This window comes from Paraglaciecola sp. (genome assembly GCF_039964565.1).
GTDB lineage: Bacteria > Pseudomonadota > Gammaproteobacteria > Enterobacterales > Alteromonadaceae > Paraglaciecola.
In genome coordinates this window covers 1-15846 of the sequence record NZ_JBDVXF010000016.1, presented here as the reverse complement: position 1 = coordinate 15846, position 15846 = coordinate 1, and the positions used below count along the sequence as shown (strand labels likewise).

Genomic DNA, 15846 nt, shown 5'->3' with positions numbered 1-15846 from the left:
GAAAGTTTAGCTTAAACACTCACCTAATCCCTTGAGTTTTAAGGTTGACAACAAAGCCTGATAACCGCATATTCTATTGATCAGTAAGATGTTTTCTTATTATTAGAATGATTTCTTTTTCTACCTTAAGGGAATAATCGAAACAAAACATGGGATGTTTTATTCTTCTCAGTAATTTAAAAAAAACAGGATTGCTTCTATATGATAAGAGGTGATGTTTACCTGTTTGCCAGCCTGTTATTATAGGTAAGCACTTTTCGAAAAGTACAAGGCTCGAATCGAGAAGTCGCTAGCAACGAGTCTTTTCTGCCTTGTAAATACATAATGAGACTTTCTTAGAAAACGGAAGGCGAATAGCTTATTAGGCACCTAGTCATCAAAAAAGACAAATAGAACATGATTGAAAAAAATGAAAGTAAGGCCCGACAGCCCAAACGGCTCAAGCTGCTGGATATTGCCGCTGAATCTATTAACCGCCATGGCCTAACATCTACATCACTTTCTCAAGTTGCCAAGGCAGCAGGGGTTTCCCGAGCAGCGTTGTACTATTATTTCGAGGATCAACAAGACCTCGTTTGCCAGTGTTATATACGTTCTTGCGAGCTCATGTCGAGTTGCTTAGATCAGGCCGAGAGTGAAAATCTGGGCGCACTAGAAACGATTTTTTCTTTTACCGATAGGTTATTGCTCTCCGATATTCCAGAAATTGCGGCATTGAGCGATGTTGCCTACCTTAAACCAGAGTGGCAGACAGTTGTAAAAGAAATGTTTGTCACGCTGCGCGATCGGATTGCCGATATTTTGTCTAATGGAATTGAATCTGGAGAGCTACGCCCATGTGTTCCTAATGTGGCTGCCGCAGCGACCATCGGTATGGTTGAGTGGCTACCTATGGCGAGTCGCTGGCCGACCCTTGGTCTGGTGAGTAAATATGACTTGATCCATGCTCTCAAAACGATCATTCGAGTCGGTGTGGCCGCTGATCGTGAGGCACCGGCCAATTACGACATATTAGCGCCCTTGCCTTTGATGATCCCAGCTGTGAAAATTTTCGATACCGATGTGCTTGCGTCTGCGCGGCGAGAAGCCATATTGGCAAAAGCCTCATGGCTATTTAATTTGAAGGGTATCGACAGTACCTCACTCGATGAAATTGCAGATCAACTTGGTGTGACTCGCAAAGTTATTTATCACAATGTAGGTGATAAGCCGACGCTGGTAGGAGAATGTTACCGCCGTTCGTTCAAACTCTATGAACAAATTGCTCAACGGTTAACAGCCATTGATGGCCCGAAAATTAATATGGTTGCAGCCACCGCTTACGCAAATGCAGAAGCTACCTTGCGAACGGATATTGCACCACTTGAACCACTAGCCGGTTTTGAAGTGGTACCGGATGAAGTAAAAGACGAAATCAGCATTACTACCGCTCGCCTTATTAATACCTATTTAGGGATTTACGAACAAGGTCAAGCAGAAGGATCTATTCGCAATTTAAATTCACGGTCAATTTTAAGTATGCGGCCCGGCACACACGAATGGTTGCGTATATGGATAGATACTTTCAGCGAAGAAGATATTTCAAAAGCACCAAGAGAAATTGCCGAAATAACGCGCATTGGTTTAAAAGCGATTTAAGTACTTAACTGTTTTTGAGTTTTAATACCAATCCGTAATGATAACCGCTCAATCGGCGAGAGTTATCAATACGGATTGGTATAAGATCTAACATTTTCAGTCTACTGTACAAAGTAAAAAAGGCGCAGCAAAACAGGGCGCCTGTTTTACTATGTAAAAGGGGCCATCGCTTTTATTTTTCTATATCGTGAATAGCTTTATCAAGGAGCATATTAAATTCCTGAGGTTTTTCTAACATAGGAAAGTGACCTGTTTCCGCTATATACACCAGTCGATAATTTTTAATTGTTTCTTTATTTCCAGTTTCATTCGTGGGCCGTTGTTTAGCATTAATTGATATGACAGGAATAGTGATATCTTTAAATACTGATGCGGAGTCACCCGTGATAAATTGCTGCATAAAATGACTAATGGCACTGACTGCAACCGATTTAGGCGCAGAAGTCATATCATGACTAATCCATCGTTTAAGACCTTCATTGGTTTTTTCCGAAAATAGTCTCGCAACAAATACCCCCATCGTTTTTTTATAATTAGCTGAAAATGGTGTTAATAAAGCGTCGATGGCTTTCTGTGGCCGTTTAGATGACACATCATGGAAGGTATCAATGCCAATAATGCCTTTCACTCGATTAGGTATGTATTGAACAGCGGTAGCTACAATCGAGCCGCCCATAGAGTGGCCAATTAAGATAACGTTATTGAGATCTTCTCTTTCTATAACAGCTCGTATATCTTTTGCAAAAGAGTTAATTGTGTAGTCTTTTCTGTTCGAGGATGAATTACCGTGTCCGGCTAAATCAATGGTAATAATTTTATAATCTTTGCCGAATGGTGCTAATTGCTTCATCCAATAACGGCTATCACTACTCCAACCGTGTATGAATACTAATGTCGTGTCTCCAGAGCCATATACACTATAGGCAATGGTTTCTGCATCATAAGAGAGTGCAAGGTCGTGTTTTATTACATTGCCCTTACTGCCGACTGCGTTAAAAATACATAAAACACACAATACTAAGAGTAAATAACGTTTCATAATGCCTCCAAAATTACATAACAATTTTCACTAAGCACTAACGTCGATAAACGCGCTATCGTGTTAAGCCATAAAAATGCCCGACCTCACAAATTGTAAGATAGGGCAAGTAGTCAAATACTAGAAGTGTGGGATTGCTATAGACTAGAATCTATAGCGTAGTTCAGCACCAAAGGTACGTGGATCGCTATACTCGGCCATGACGCCAGCCAAAATATTACCGGCCTTTACCTTTGTCAGTTGTAAGTCGTCTTCAAGGTTGTTGGCGAATAAACTAAGCTCTAAGCCTTCTAACGAACCTGCTTCAAACAAGTAACTGGCCCGAATATTGGTTTTGCCATACGATCCCTGCTCAGCATAGTCTGAGTTATCAATATCCAAATAGTACGAACTTGAGAAAGCATGATCGAAACTTAGCGTGACCAGCCCATCGCCAACAGATAATTCATACAAAGCAGAAATATTGCCCGAGTATTCCGCTTGGGATGGTAATCGATTTCCTTCAAGGTTAGTGACACCAGTAGGGCCAAAGGTATTAGGTGCGAAGTATTCACCAAATTCTGAATCAGCCCAAGCCACATTGGTCTTTAAGGTAAGACCATCCATTGGTATAAGCCTAAATTCAAACTCTAGTCCTGTCACTTCAGCATCAGCAGCATTGGTGGTGACCGATGATATCCCAACGATTGAATTCGCCTGAAACCCTTCAAAGTCATAGTAATAGGCATTGACATTCGCTTGAAAATGTCCTTCTAGCCAGTCGCTTTTTAGGCCTGTTTCGTAGGATAAAAGGGTTTCAGGATCATAAATTTGACCGATTTGATTGACATTGACACCGCCTGCTTTGAAACCTTTACTCACCGATGCATAAATCATCATATCGTCATTAAGGTTGTAGTCTATACTGGCTTTTGGTGATACCTCGGTATAACTAAGATTATCGGTACCCTCCGCAGGCGCACCAAAACCTGCCACAGTCTGATAAACCGTTTTTTCTTCATCGGTGTAGCGTAGTCCAGCGGTTAAACGCAGGCTGTCACTAACATGGTAAGTGGCTTGACCGAAAACAGCTAAAGACTCTGTCTCTTGATTATAATTGAACACTGGAGCAGCTTGCGCAGGCCCCAAATCTGGGAAAAAACCAATAAGCGTTATTTCTTGCTTCGCCTCAAGCGTATCGTCCAAGTACCAAGTGCCAACAACCCAATCTAGATTGTCATCATCACCCGATAAGGTAAATTCCTGTGTCCACGCTTCAGAATCATCATCTACTGACTGAGTAGCATAAGCCCCTGAGGTGCCATCATTGTCCGAAATCCCCAGCGTAACATGCTCTTGGTAGGCTGTAACAGACTTTAATACAGCCCAATCCATGTCATAGCTGGCAGTTAAACTGAACACTTTATCTTCAAACGAAAGCCGCGAGCGTTGGTCATTGCGAATGTTTAGCTTGTCATCGGAGCTTTGTCCAGCGGTATAACCGGCAGGAAGAAACGGGGGGTTGGGTGCGATGTCCGAAATTGGGTTAACTATTGCGCCTTGCGTGCTTAAATATTGATTAAACATTGCTCCGACTTCATCCTCAGAAACGTTAACGCGGAACACAACATCCAGCTCGTCTGTGGCCATCCAATTAAACACAGCTCGTGCAGATTTATGTTCTTCAGGGTCTGCCATCTCATCTAAAGTAATATTTTTAACATGACCATCATTTTCATCAAACTCTAGCCCAAAGCGAGCACTTAATGTTTCGCTTATTGGAGTTGAAAACACGCCACGTACTCGTTTACGGCCAGCATTACCTTGCAGCGTGGAGACCTCGCCACTTAATTCATCATCTGGTTGTTTTGTCCAAATATTGATGGTTCCCCCGGTCGCATTTCGACCATACAGCGTACCTTGAGGACCACGTAACACTTCAATTTGCTGGAGATCGGCAAAAACGGTGCCCTGTAACGTCGTTCTAGTCATATAAACACCATCGACATTCACAGGGACGCCAGACTCAGCCGCAGCCGTTGCCAGTCCACTTCCTATCCCGCGAATAGAGATATTGGATCGCGTATTGGTCGTACTAACCACTAGCCCCGGAACCTGACCTTCAAGCTTACCCACTGAGTCGAGATCCCCCCTTTCAATGCTACCTTTATTGAAGGCAGAGATCGCCAACGGTACATCTTGTAAAGCCTGATCACGACGTTGAGCGGTGACAATAATTGTTTCAAACTCTGCGTTATCTGGACTATCAGGGCTTTCTACTTCTTGAGCACTGACCGACATTGCCATTGGCAGGGTACATGCAGCGACAGAAAAATAGGTCTTTATGTTCATGGCTTACAACCTCATTTATTATTTATTATTTACTGCTGAAGTTAATTAATATAGCGCTTCAGCGTTGCGCACATGCCTTAAACCAGCAGTAAACTATGAGCTAAATGGTGTAAAGCAATTTGACGATTGTGATTAATTTTACTCGAAAGTGTCAGTTATCATGAGCTACACATAACGGCAAGTCAAGCCCATAAATCGTTTAAATTTCAATCTAACATTTTCGAAAAAAAGAGATGCATGGATTAGCTCGTTCAATATGTAACGTCGCCAAATAAATGCTCGAAATACTTTTCACGGGAACAATATTTTGTGCACACTTATACATAACAGCAATAACCCTAGCTCCAGCCTTCACGGTGAGCTGCCCAATGGTGCATCACTACGCGTCTTAGCTTAAATCGCCATTCAGCCCCCTGTCGAACCAACTCATCTTCGTAGTAACCCGAGCCTATAAATGGCTCGCCATTTTGCACAAAGCGTACCTCCAAGGAGCAAAAACAACGTGCTGTATCCCCGTTTAGTTCTACAATGTGATTATGCACACAGGGCAGTAGGCCTAAACCTTGAGACTTTTTGTACATTTCTCGAAGCCCGGCATGACCTCGCGCTTCGGAGGTGTCAAGACCGGAATTTGGCGGGTTTAAAGCCTCAAGTATACCGTCTTCGGTAAACAGCATAACTAGGGACTCGCTATCACCGTGTATTACGTTGCGGGCGTAAAGACTGGTTAATTCAATAATTTTTGCGCGATCTTCTGCTGCTCGCAAACCCACTTCGAGTTGAGTGACACGTGATTCAAGATCAGACATATAATGATTCTCTTTCTTTAGCATTGAATAGGGCCCGACTGTTCATCAAGAGCCCTCTAATATTTGATAAGACTGCTCAGCCGCAGGCTCATCCATGGGGGTTTCTGCATTAACATTAATAGCGGATAAGGTTCTATAGGTGCCGTGCAGTAAGCTCAGTTCAAGCACTTGAGCTTCGGAGAAATACTCCCGTAATGTTTTCCAGCAAGCATCATCTGCCTTGGTTTTCTCAACGACTTGTTGAAGATAATTAAGTAGGGCTTGATCCTCGTTGCTCCATAAGGGCAAGGTATAATCATGGTTACGGATGCCATCTCTTTGCTCTTTAGTAATACCAATTTTTACACTTAATGGTTTATGTTGCCCCCATTCGTAAGTTCCTTTTTCTTGATTGGCGGCGTGTAAAATCGTCATTTCTAAATGTCGCTCGGTAATCTGATTTTTTCTATTCAGCGCAATAATTAATTGCACCCAGATCGTAAAGGTTTCTCCAAGGTGGCCCATGGTCTCAAAGACGTGGATTGGCGGTAGGCCGCCAATAATAGACCGAGCCGATTCAGGCAGATCGTCTAAATTAAAAGGTGAGATGCGTGGCATCGGGGTTTACGCCTGTTTCGCCACAACGCGATTGCGCATTGTGCCAATTTGTGGCGAGCTGATTTCAACAACATCGCCAACACGTAAAAAGTTATCCAATACCAGTTTACCATCCTTGCGTACACTTGAATCAGCGGCGGTGCCACATTGCGTACCCCCGGAGAGCACATCACCGGGCACGAAGCTGAAATCTTTAGAAAGGTGTTCGACATACTCGCCAAAACTGTATTCCATTTCACCGCTATTAAAGTTCTGGCGTGTCTCGCCATTTACTGTCAGTTTTAGATCGATATTGGCCGGGTCAAGGCCTTCGCGAACAACAATACAGGGTCCCATAGAGCAGCAACTGTCAAAGTTTTTGGCCAGATTGAAACTAACCGGGCCTTCCCCTTCGGGGCCCATTTCACGGGTACTCCAGTCATTTAACATGGTTACACCCCAAATATATCTTGGTAACTCTGCGGCTTTAATATCTGCCCCGCGTTTGCCAAAAATGAGCGCCGATTCAACTTCGTAGTCAAACACTTTGGTACGCCCTGGATAAACGACATCTTCATCTGGACCTTGAACATGGAAGGGTACTTTAAAGAAACCCATCGGCGGTTTGCTGCGAATGCCTTTTTCGACTTCTTCAAGGGTTTTAACGATGCCCACGAAGTTTTCATAGCCGTCGCGAACGTGCTTGGCAAAGTTTACCCCTGCACACGCAATACGACGTCGCGCCCAAGGGGCATGCAGTACAACTTGATTTTCTAAGTAGTTGATTGCTGGGTCATCGTTACCTTTAATATAGGCTGCGGCTTCTTCTGTAAGATCGAGTGCCACATCACCTGCTTCAATGAAGTGGGCCAAGTTACAAGGTGCTTGCTCTGCTGCTTGTTCTATTGCACGTTTAACGCCGCGCTTATCTGCTAAGTATTGACCCACTGCTTTGTTGATATCGATAATTCTGCCATCTTGTTGTAGACCTACTCTTCGTTCATCTCCAAATACAACAATTTTCATGTTCTCTCCTATGTTTCTTCGTTTTTTAGGCGAGGCTACTTTTAAGTCGTAGGCTTTCCTCGAATTTGCGAATCAAACGTTTTTTATTTCGTTATGTGTTGGGTTTATTCAATTCCAGCGACCAAACTTAAGGTCGTGCCGTCGGCTTCGTTTTTCGTTTTGAGCGCCTCTACGTGGGGCTGAATAAAAGGTGGCGTTATACATTCTTTTGCGAAGTCTTTTCGCGCATTGAGTTTGTGAAACCATGCATCAACATTGGGATGAAGTTTGGCAAAGGGGTAGCCCACAATATTGAGACGGTTGGTGTAGATGTACCAAGCAATATCGATTAGTGTAATGTCAGAGCCTAAGAGATAGGGTTGCTCACTTAGCGTTTCCTCGAATCTCTCAAAAACCTGTCGGAAATTATTGACCGCAAGTTTCACTCTGTCATCAGTAATGCCGTCTTTACGCAGGGTTTGCCAAAATTCGATTTGAGCTAATTTATCGTTATCTGCTTTACCTTGGACTGTTCCGCTGCCTGTATCTCGATAAGCCTTAAGACGCTCGTCATCTCGAAGTGCCATCTCCACTCCAAACATGTAGCGGATAGAAAGTGCTCGCAAATCGAGATGAAGATCATCTTCTTGTTTTAGTAGATGCTCAAGCTCTATTTCTTTCCCTGAGGGGATAAGTGCAGGACCGGAAAAATTTTTATCAAGGTAAAGGAGAATGTCATTGCTCTCAATATGAACCGCGCCATCATGAATTAAGACAGGCACAAGGCCTCTAGGGTTAATACCTAAAAACCATTCACCCCAGTTACCGCCAGGAATATCTTTTATGTCGTGAGATTCCCAAGGTACACCCTTAAGATTAAGGAAGATCCGTGTTTTTTGAGAGCAAGAAGACATCATCATGTGCATTAGATGTACGCCTTTCCAGTCCAACACTTCCTTTGTTTGAATATCTATATCGAGTAATTGAGGCATAGTGCTTTCTCCATAATTATTATTTTACGCTGGCGTAAATAACAGGTATTAGCCAATGGGCCCGTTAAAGGGCTGACCCGCATAGGTATCGGATAAGGCGTCGATTGTCTCAGGCCAGTCTTTACTTACTTTTCTGCGTAGTTCAGGAGGTCGAGGTTTACCATCCCAGCCAACTTGCTCCATGTGATAATAAAGCTGTATGCAATTACCTTCTGGATCAAGTAAATGAACGGCGTAGTCGATCCCGGGATGAAGCTCTTGAGGAAAATCAATAATTTTGGAGCCTTTTTCTTGGAAGAACGTCACTGCGCTGCGAAGCTGTTGGTAGCTGCCAACTTGCATGCCCACACTGGCACACAGTGAGCCTGAATGTAGTCCTAATTCTTCCCGTAGTTCTACTGGAAATAGAGCCAAACTATGGTGTTCGTTACTATTGCGTAAGAAGATGCAGCGATGGCCAGAGTAGGTGACAGATTCACATTCTACAAAACCAAGAAGTTCTTTATAAAACGCTTCAGAGGCTTTCATATCTCGACAGAAAAGTACCACTGGGCCCATATTGGTTATTCGGAATGGCCTTGGCTGTAACACCCCACCCACATCATACGTAGCGGGTAGAAATGCTGATTGTCGGTTACCACTGTGAATATCAACTCCCTTGTCTAGGGCATCTTTAATCTCAGCGAGCTCTCCTGGCATGGGCAGTTGAGCGGGTTCATCTAAGCCATACATTGCCATTGGTTTAGCGGTGCCGTTCCAGCCGACTTGCTCGATACCATAAAATAGTTCAACTGCATTTTGATCGGGGTCTTGAAAATAGACATGCCAGTTACTACCAGGAAAGTCTCGACCTACACGATCAACCTTGACCCCCTTGGCATTAAAAAACTCCACCGCTTGGGTAATTTCTTCAATCGAACCCACTTGCCATGCAATTTGATTTAAGCGAATTTCGTCTGGGTTAGGAATATTAAACGCTTCCATAACACCTTTAGGCGTAATGACAAAAGTGTGATGATCGGTGTTGTGGCTGGCAAAGATAGCTCTGGGATCCGGGATCAGTCTTTTAACGTTAGCCTGTACATCAGGATCTGGAAAATTACTAAAGTCCAATTCATCACTGGTGCGGAAACCCAATACATCGCAATAAAATTCTTTACCTGCATCAATGCCCTCCATATGAAAGCCCACATGACCTAATCGACGAATTTTAAAGGGTTGTGGAAAGGACACGCCGCCAACGTTGTAGCTTTCGTTGCTTGTTTTCTTATTTGTCATATATGAATACCGAATTAATATTTTTGAAAGTATTTATTTCTATCTAAAACCTTATCAGCATGGTTTTTAAGGTAAGCTGACAATTGTGTGTAATCATGCTCGTGATTGTTAAATATCATGTGGTATTCTCTGTTTTAAGTCAAGTTAATTACCGTAACTTTTTGTCTTAGACGTTTTATCTCAGAAAGTAGTGATAGTGTTGGGGTAACAAAAAATTTACTTGTTTTTACCCAATACACCCATTATTCAGTACCAGAAGGCCTGTGTTGTAGTGTTGAGCATAGCTAGTTGCTTGTTTTCCTTATTCAGCACCTAGCTATTGCATTTACCCATGCACTTAGGCTTTTGGAATAATCGGCACCAAGAGGTAAGAGTCATGCTCGCCGCCTGTATGAATCACATGCTCACCCTTATTGATCAGGTTTTTGTGTCCAAGAGGCATGCCACCCATCGGCGGCGGATCGTAGTAATAGATATCGCTACCTTGCAAGGTGATTTGCAGCTTTTCGCCCGCTTGAAATAGTGTGCAACTCGGCAGAATTTCAATATCTAAGGGGACTCGTTCGCCAGGCTGCAATTTTATTTGACGCTCATGTTTATAGATGGGCTGATAGTCCCTTGATTTCTCTTCATCCTGCTCGCGATGAGAAGCACGCAACCACCCCAGTGCTACGGGGCCATCGTCATGTGATGTAAAGAAAGGAAAGTGAACGATATCACCGCTTCTATTAATTTTTTCGACCGCGACAAATACGTCCATATCATCATTGCCGTCTGCTTGAACCCAGACTCTTAGCTTCATGTGGCCGGTGATTTCAGTCTCTTGCTTAAATTCATAGACGAAGCTAATGTTCTGAGATTTGTCATCTTGATTGTCTGCGTTGTAGCGTGCCTGTGAGGATATCGCGATAGGGAAATCCTGCATTGTGCCGTCGGCAGTATTCAAATATAGCGGGGTATATTGTGTGCGAGCCAATGGCCACTCGTTTTCGCCCCGGTAGTTCCCAACAAAATAACGTTCACGCACCTCCAAATTAACTTTTGGCCAATAATCTACTTCGCTATCAATGCCCTTTAAAAACTTATCGAAAAACTGTCGTTGTGAATCTATTTGCTGGTGGAATTCAGGCCATTTCATACGCCCGTGAACGCGAAGCCATTTATCCTTAGAGGCAATTTGTTTAAAGCCCTCAAGGGATCCTCGCAAATGTAAGCCGGTGTCTGACCAGCTAGCGGCTACATAAGCTGGCACAGTGATGTTTGCAAGGTCGCTATTTTTCGCGGCCCATTTTTCATTCCACAAGGGGTTTTCTTTAACCAGAGCCCCTAGGTCTTCTATGTTGTTGTGAGATTGCCCCCAAAATGGCCCTAAATGCTTAAATGAAAATGCTTCGGTCTCTTCTATACCACCGTGAAAGTGCATCTCGCGATAGAAATCGCTAACGCCTTCCCAAGGGTTAATGGCAGCCAAATGAGGCGGGTTTAGCGAGGCAACTCGCCATTGGCTCCACGATAGATAGGAAACGCCAGACGTGCCGACTTTACCTGTGCTCCAAGGTTGCACCGCTGACCATTCTATTAAGTCATAAAAGTCTTCTGCTTCTTGCTGGGAGTAAAAAGAAAGGTCACCTTGTGAGCCCCAACTTCCACGGGGATCAGCATAAATGATGATGTAATCATGGGCGCAATAATAAGCGGGATCGGGGGCTTCAAAGCCGCAATGTTTAGACAGGTCTGTTTGTGGTTGTCCACAACCTGGCAACATGTCGTACTTAACAAAGCCATGTTTACCATAAGGTCCCCAGGCAATTATTACCGGATAACGACCCTCTTTCTCGGGGCGATAGATATTAATACGTATATTGATACCGTCACGCATCGGCACAGCTACATCGTAGTCGATGGTGATGCCATTTTCCGTTTCGGTGCGCGGATTCAGGCCGGGATATCCTACTGCTTCAGGTGAAAAACCTTGGATCCAATACAGTGCCGACTTTTCTTTAGTCATAAGTGCTTACCTTTTAGTGTGTTACATATTCCCGCCGATTTACCTACTGCTGAGCAGCGTGATGATATCGTCGTTATTCGAATAAATATTTACCGTAATATAGTCTCGTAAATACAGTCATCTTTGTTTCAGAGGGGGTTATTTAAATAGAGGTTTAACTCACCCTAACTACTTTCATCATATATAAAAAATAAACCTATGATTTTTAACAGTTTTATAACAATTTAGAGTTATCATTCTATAATTCTGCCTCAATAAATTACTGACACCATCGAACAAGAATGCTCTTGAATGTTAAATACAATGTGATACTCTCCGTTTCAAGTCAAGTGAGTTGTAGCAACTTTTTCTAAACAAATAGAGTTTGAGTAGAGCTTGCGTAGAAATTAACGTCACCGGCGAGCAAGACGTGATGTATACCTAAATCGCTTTGAACTCTCCATGAATGCGTCACTTTGAGGTGCTCTGGGTATAGAAAGCTTCCGTTTGATAAAAATTATTGAGAATAAAAATAGGTGGTAAGAATGAGCACAGTAGCAAAGCAAAATCCGCAAGACTATCGAGTGGCGCAGAAAATCATTCACTTTCTTATGGCGTTTTTCATCATAATGGACATGTTTGTTGCAAATAAATATGGAGGCGAGATGGAGCTGGCCGAGAGAATTGAGTCGCGAACCGATCACGCCACACTTGGCGTTACCTTAATTATTTTATTGATTCTGCGATTTTATTTTCGTTTCAAATCAGGCGCCCCGGCTATTCCTGAAACGGGTTTAAAACAGTGGCAGCTAACAATGGCAAAATTTGTTCATGTTGGCCTTTACTTCTCGATGGCAGCCTTGCTTGCAACTGGTGTGCTTACGGCCATGCAGGCCACGGATCCTATTCTTGTTTATTACAATTTTGACATAACGCTAGGCCGATTGACTGATGAGCAATTTGTCGCCGTAAGAATATTCCACGAAATTATGACCTGGGTGATGATAGCGTTTATCGTGGTACACGTGGTCGGCGCGCTTTACCATCATTTTGTATTAAAAGACCGTCTGTTAATCAAAATGTTGAAGTTATGGACCTCAGAAAAATCCTAGGAATAGCATTCAAAGGTAAGAACATTCAAAGAGCTTCAGATATGAAAAAACGCCATTCTAGCAATGTCTTTGACTTGCGAAGTTTGGCTTTGGGATCAGAGTTAACAACATTAGTTAGCAAAAATTAGAAAGAACTTAGCTGAGAACATTATGACGACAACACAAAGCGCCCCAGTACATTATCAAGTTTGGCCCCCGGGCGTTCCCCACGACATTGATATTCCCAACCATACATTATGGGACAATTTGCATAATAGAGCGGCTTCTGATCCTGATGAGATTGGGATGGAATTTGTCGGGCATACTTATACTTGGAAGGAGTTTGAGCAACAAGCCCTCTGGCTTGCGGGCGCTATGCAAAATCTTGGACTTAAAACTGGCGATAGAGTGTTATTGTTTGCACAAAATTGTCCGCAGTTTGCTATTGGGCTTCATGCCGCGTTTCGATGTGGTGCGGTCGTTGTCACAATCAACCCGATGAACAAAGCCGCTGAACTGGCATTTAGTATCAGCAATTCGGGTGCAAAATATGCCATTTCAGCAGCTGAGATTGCCCCTGAGCTAGGGCTTGCAAACAAACAACTTGATAGTGAACATCAACTCGAACATTTGATCGCATTTTCAACAGCGGATGCCCTGCCTAAGCCTGAGCAAGTACCCAGCGTTTGGCGGGATTGGTTGTGTGCAAAGCACGAGCTGCCAGCGCTACCTAATGGCAGTGTACATGACTGGTCATCTCTCATCGATAAGAAGCAGTTGCCGGATGAGCTTGCCATCAACCCAGATGATCTTGCTTTATTAATGTATACCAGTGGCACTACGGGTAATCCAAAGGCCTGCATGCATTCTCATCGTACTGTTATGGCAAATACGATCCAGCCTAATTTATGGCAGGATATGCGTAAAGGCGATGCGTCTTTAGTCGTGACGCCCATGTTTCACGTTACCGGCCTTATTGGTTGTTTTTTGTCAGCCGTTTATGCCGGGGCAAAAGCAGTACTAATGCCTCGTTGGGATAGGCGTGTTGTAGCTCAAGCAATCGCTAGCCAAAATATCAGCCATTGGACAAACATTCCGACCATGGTGGTTGATCTACTCGCCGAACCTGAGCTAGATAAATTCGATCTCAGCAGTCTTAGGTACATTGGTGGAGGCGGTGCTGCCATGCCTGAAGCCGTAGCTGAACGGCTTAAAACTCAGTTTGGCCTTGATTATATTGAAGCCTATGGTTTGACCGAAACTGCAGCACCGAGTCACGCCAATCCCAGCAATGCGCCACGATTTCAATGCCTTGGGATCCCTGTTATTAATACTCAAGCATGTATCCTAGATATTGATACTCAATTGGAAGCCGCAATCGATGACGTTGGGGAAATACTCATTAGAGGCCCCCAAGTATTTCTGGGTTATTGGCACAATCCTAAAGAAACGGATAAAGCGTTCATCCAACTGAATGGACATAAGTGGTTTAGAAGTGGCGACCTTGGCCGTGTTGATGCGAATGGGTATTTTTATATTGCCGATCGGCTTAAACGGATGATTAATGCCAGCGGCTTTAAAATTTGGCCAGCAGAAGTGGAGAACTTATTACACAGGCATCCGGCTATTCACGAAGTGTGTGTGATTGCCAAAAGCGATCCTTATCGTGGTCAAACGGCAAAAGCAGTTGTCGTACTTAAAGCGACAGACAAGGGGCAAACCACAGCCGACAATATTATCGCGTGGTCGCGAGACAACATGGCAGTCTACAAAGTGCCAAAAGAAATTGAATTTGTCGGATCCTTACCAAAAGGCGCTACGGGCAAGGTAATGTGGAAAACCTTACAAGCCCAGCAAGACGAGTCTGAAAAAGTGTAATTTATCAGCATTTTTATGAGACTGTTTTACATAATCTTTAGGCTATGTTCCAGTTAAGTGTTGACATTTTGTAGATGGAACACCTTATCTATCACCTTTACACCTGCGGCTACATTCAGCCGCAGGTGGATTAAATTATAATTCCAATCTGTAATGATAACTCGCTGAGTGAGCAGTTATCATTGCAGATTGGAATTACACGTTAAGATAGACAGCAGTATTGGTCGAAGACAGTACAGCAAACAATTAGGCATGATTGAGCCGATGTTTGGTCATATCATGGTCAATAAAGGTATGAATAAACTGACATTGCGAGGAAAAGATAAAGTGAATGCCCAATGACAAATGTATTGTTTCGTTCACAATATAGAAAAACTCAGACACAGCCTTCAATGAAGGTTATTGAGACGAAGCTCCGCGTTTTAAGTCGTTAATCCCCTCCTAATTAGCCTATATCGCTTTCGAAAAAACCGTCAAAATAAATATCCCAGATAAATCGATAAGTCTTTGAAATAGCTGACATGCTCAATTATTGTCTTAGCATTAAAAAATTACTGGCTAGGAATGATACCAATCCATCCTAACAATTGATCGCTCAGCGAGATTTAAAAGCACCTAATCAAGGCGCTCGAATGAAGCAATAGTTATTCTATTGTAAGTTCGAGCAACGCAGAGTAGGTGCTTTTAAACCTCGCCCAAAGGGAGAACACCAGCGACTTTCACTCTTCGTTCTAGTCCTTTGAAAGGGGGTAGCCATTCCTACAGGACTACGCCTCGATTGAAAGTCGCTGGTGTTCTCTGAGTGACTAATTGATAAGATGAATTGGTATAACTTCTCATACCTAAGTATCACCTCACAGATTTTTTAAGCCATTCAAATGGTTTTTAATGACTCCATCGACACGCAGCAACAGCTGCATAACAAACTACACTCGAGGAACTTAACCATGTTGAAAATAGTTAAAACTTCTATCGCTATCGCTACTATCTCTTTATTCTCTGCGGGCAACGCACAAGCTGATGTTGGCGAAGCATTACAAAATATCTGCACTATCGTTAAAGCCGATGACAAAGGTGAACTACGTAAAAAAATGAAACGTGTTCAGTCTGATTTCAGATTAAAACTTAAAGATTACTACACTGGTGTGTCTTGTGGCGGTAACAGCCTTATTCGTACCGCTATGCTAAACAATGCAGTAGAAACAGGTACCTTGATGGTCAA

Annotated in this window: 13 protein-coding genes; 5 read left to right on the top strand and 8 right to left on the bottom strand. The window is 43.2% G+C overall.

Annotation, left to right across the window (positions count from 1 at the left end; genetic code table 11):
* Positions 1 to 606: 606 nt before the first annotated feature.
* Entirely contained in the window at positions 607 to 1638 is a 1032-nt protein-coding gene (locus tag ABJK37_RS07655) for a TetR family transcriptional regulator (RefSeq protein ID WP_348351725.1), read from the top strand.
* A gap of 172 nt (positions 1639 to 1810) precedes the next feature.
* On the opposite strand, the gene ABJK37_RS07650 is transcribed toward ABJK37_RS07655, so the two are convergent.
* The 8 genes from ABJK37_RS07650 to ABJK37_RS07615 form a co-directional block, all read right to left on the bottom strand.
* Positions 1811 to 2677, bottom strand: a complete 867-nt coding sequence (locus tag ABJK37_RS07650; protein ID WP_348351723.1) for an alpha/beta hydrolase — start codon at positions 2675 to 2677, stop codon at positions 1811 to 1813.
* Between the two features lie 144 nt (positions 2678 to 2821).
* Positions 2822 to 5008, bottom strand: coding sequence for a TonB-dependent receptor (locus tag ABJK37_RS07645; RefSeq protein WP_348351721.1), 2187 nt, complete (start codon positions 5006 to 5008; stop codon positions 2822 to 2824).
* A 338-nt stretch (positions 5009 to 5346) separates the two neighbouring features.
* Entirely contained in the window at positions 5347 to 5817 is a 471-nt protein-coding gene (locus ABJK37_RS07640) for a nuclear transport factor 2 family protein (protein WP_348351719.1), read from the bottom strand.
* Between the two features lie 45 nt (positions 5818 to 5862).
* A complete protein-coding gene (locus ABJK37_RS07635; RefSeq protein WP_348351717.1) occupies positions 5863 to 6414 on the bottom strand; it encodes a hypothetical protein in 552 nt (183 codons plus the stop codon).
* Positions 6415 to 6420: 6 nt separating this feature from the next.
* Positions 6421 to 7419: a fumarylacetoacetate hydrolase family protein gene (locus tag ABJK37_RS07630; protein ID WP_348351715.1), complete on the bottom strand. Its 999-nt coding sequence runs from the start codon at positions 7417 to 7419 to the stop codon at positions 6421 to 6423.
* A 104-nt stretch (positions 7420 to 7523) separates the two neighbouring features.
* A complete protein-coding gene (locus ABJK37_RS07625) occupies positions 7524 to 8390 on the bottom strand; it encodes a glutathione S-transferase family protein (protein ID WP_348351713.1) in 867 nt (288 codons plus the stop codon).
* Between the two features lie 48 nt (positions 8391 to 8438).
* A complete protein-coding gene (locus tag ABJK37_RS07620) occupies positions 8439 to 9668 on the bottom strand; it encodes a VOC family protein (protein ID WP_348351711.1) in 1230 nt (409 codons plus the stop codon).
* Positions 9669 to 10005: 337 nt separating this feature from the next.
* Positions 10006 to 11676 carry a CocE/NonD family hydrolase gene (locus ABJK37_RS07615; protein WP_348351709.1) on the bottom strand — a complete coding sequence of 557 codons (1671 nt, stop codon included), beginning with the start codon at positions 11674 to 11676 and terminating at the stop codon, positions 10006 to 10008.
* A gap of 524 nt (positions 11677 to 12200) precedes the next feature.
* Between ABJK37_RS07615 and ABJK37_RS07610 the strand changes: the two genes are divergently transcribed.
* The 4 genes from ABJK37_RS07610 to ABJK37_RS07595 form a co-directional block, all read left to right on the top strand.
* Positions 12201 to 12767, top strand: a complete 567-nt coding sequence (locus ABJK37_RS07610) for a cytochrome b/b6 domain-containing protein (protein ID WP_348351708.1) — start codon at positions 12201 to 12203, stop codon at positions 12765 to 12767.
* 150 nt (positions 12768 to 12917) lie between these two features.
* Positions 12918 to 14624 (top strand): long-chain-fatty-acid--CoA ligase, encoded by a 1707-nt coding sequence (locus ABJK37_RS07605; RefSeq protein WP_348351706.1) that lies wholly within the window; start codon positions 12918 to 12920, stop codon positions 14622 to 14624.
* Positions 14625 to 14813: 189 nt separating this feature from the next.
* Positions 14814 to 14966, top strand: coding sequence for a transposase (locus ABJK37_RS07600; RefSeq protein ID WP_348351704.1), 153 nt, complete (start codon positions 14814 to 14816; stop codon positions 14964 to 14966).
* A gap of 605 nt (positions 14967 to 15571) precedes the next feature.
* A partial coding sequence (locus ABJK37_RS07595) for a DUF3718 domain-containing protein (RefSeq protein ID WP_348351702.1) occupies positions 15572 to 15846 on the top strand: 275 nt, incomplete at its 3' end.

Bases quoted from the DNA above. Each gene is read 5' to 3' on its own strand.
- ABJK37_RS07605 (WP_348351706.1), top strand. From the start codon at position 12,918: ATGACGACAACACAAAGCGCCCCAGTACATTATCAAGTTTGGCCCCCG.
- ABJK37_RS07625 (WP_348351713.1), bottom strand. From the start codon at position 8,390: ATGCCTCAATTACTCGATATAGATATTCAAACAAAGGAAGTGTTGGAC.
- ABJK37_RS07610 (WP_348351708.1), top strand. From the start codon at position 12,201: ATGAGCACAGTAGCAAAGCAAAATCCGCAAGACTATCGAGTGGCGCAG.
- ABJK37_RS07640 (WP_348351719.1), bottom strand. From the start codon at position 5,817: ATGTCTGATCTTGAATCACGTGTCACTCAACTCGAAGTGGGTTTGCGA.
- ABJK37_RS07650 (WP_348351723.1), bottom strand. From the start codon at position 2,677: ATGAAACGTTATTTACTCTTAGTATTGTGTGTTTTATGTATTTTTAAC.
- ABJK37_RS07620 (WP_348351711.1), bottom strand. From the start codon at position 9,668: ATGACAAATAAGAAAACAAGCAACGAAAGCTACAACGTTGGCGGCGTG.
- ABJK37_RS07630 (WP_348351715.1), bottom strand. From the start codon at position 7,419: ATGAAAATTGTTGTATTTGGAGATGAACGAAGAGTAGGTCTACAACAA.
- ABJK37_RS07615 (WP_348351709.1), bottom strand. From the start codon at position 11,676: ATGACTAAAGAAAAGTCGGCACTGTATTGGATCCAAGGTTTTTCACCT.
- ABJK37_RS07635 (WP_348351717.1), bottom strand. From the start codon at position 6,414: ATGCCACGCATCTCACCTTTTAATTTAGACGATCTGCCTGAATCGGCT.
- ABJK37_RS07655 (WP_348351725.1), top strand. From the start codon at position 607: ATGTCGAGTTGCTTAGATCAGGCCGAGAGTGAAAATCTGGGCGCACTA.
- ABJK37_RS07645 (WP_348351721.1), bottom strand. From the start codon at position 5,008: ATGAACATAAAGACCTATTTTTCTGTCGCTGCATGTACCCTGCCAATG.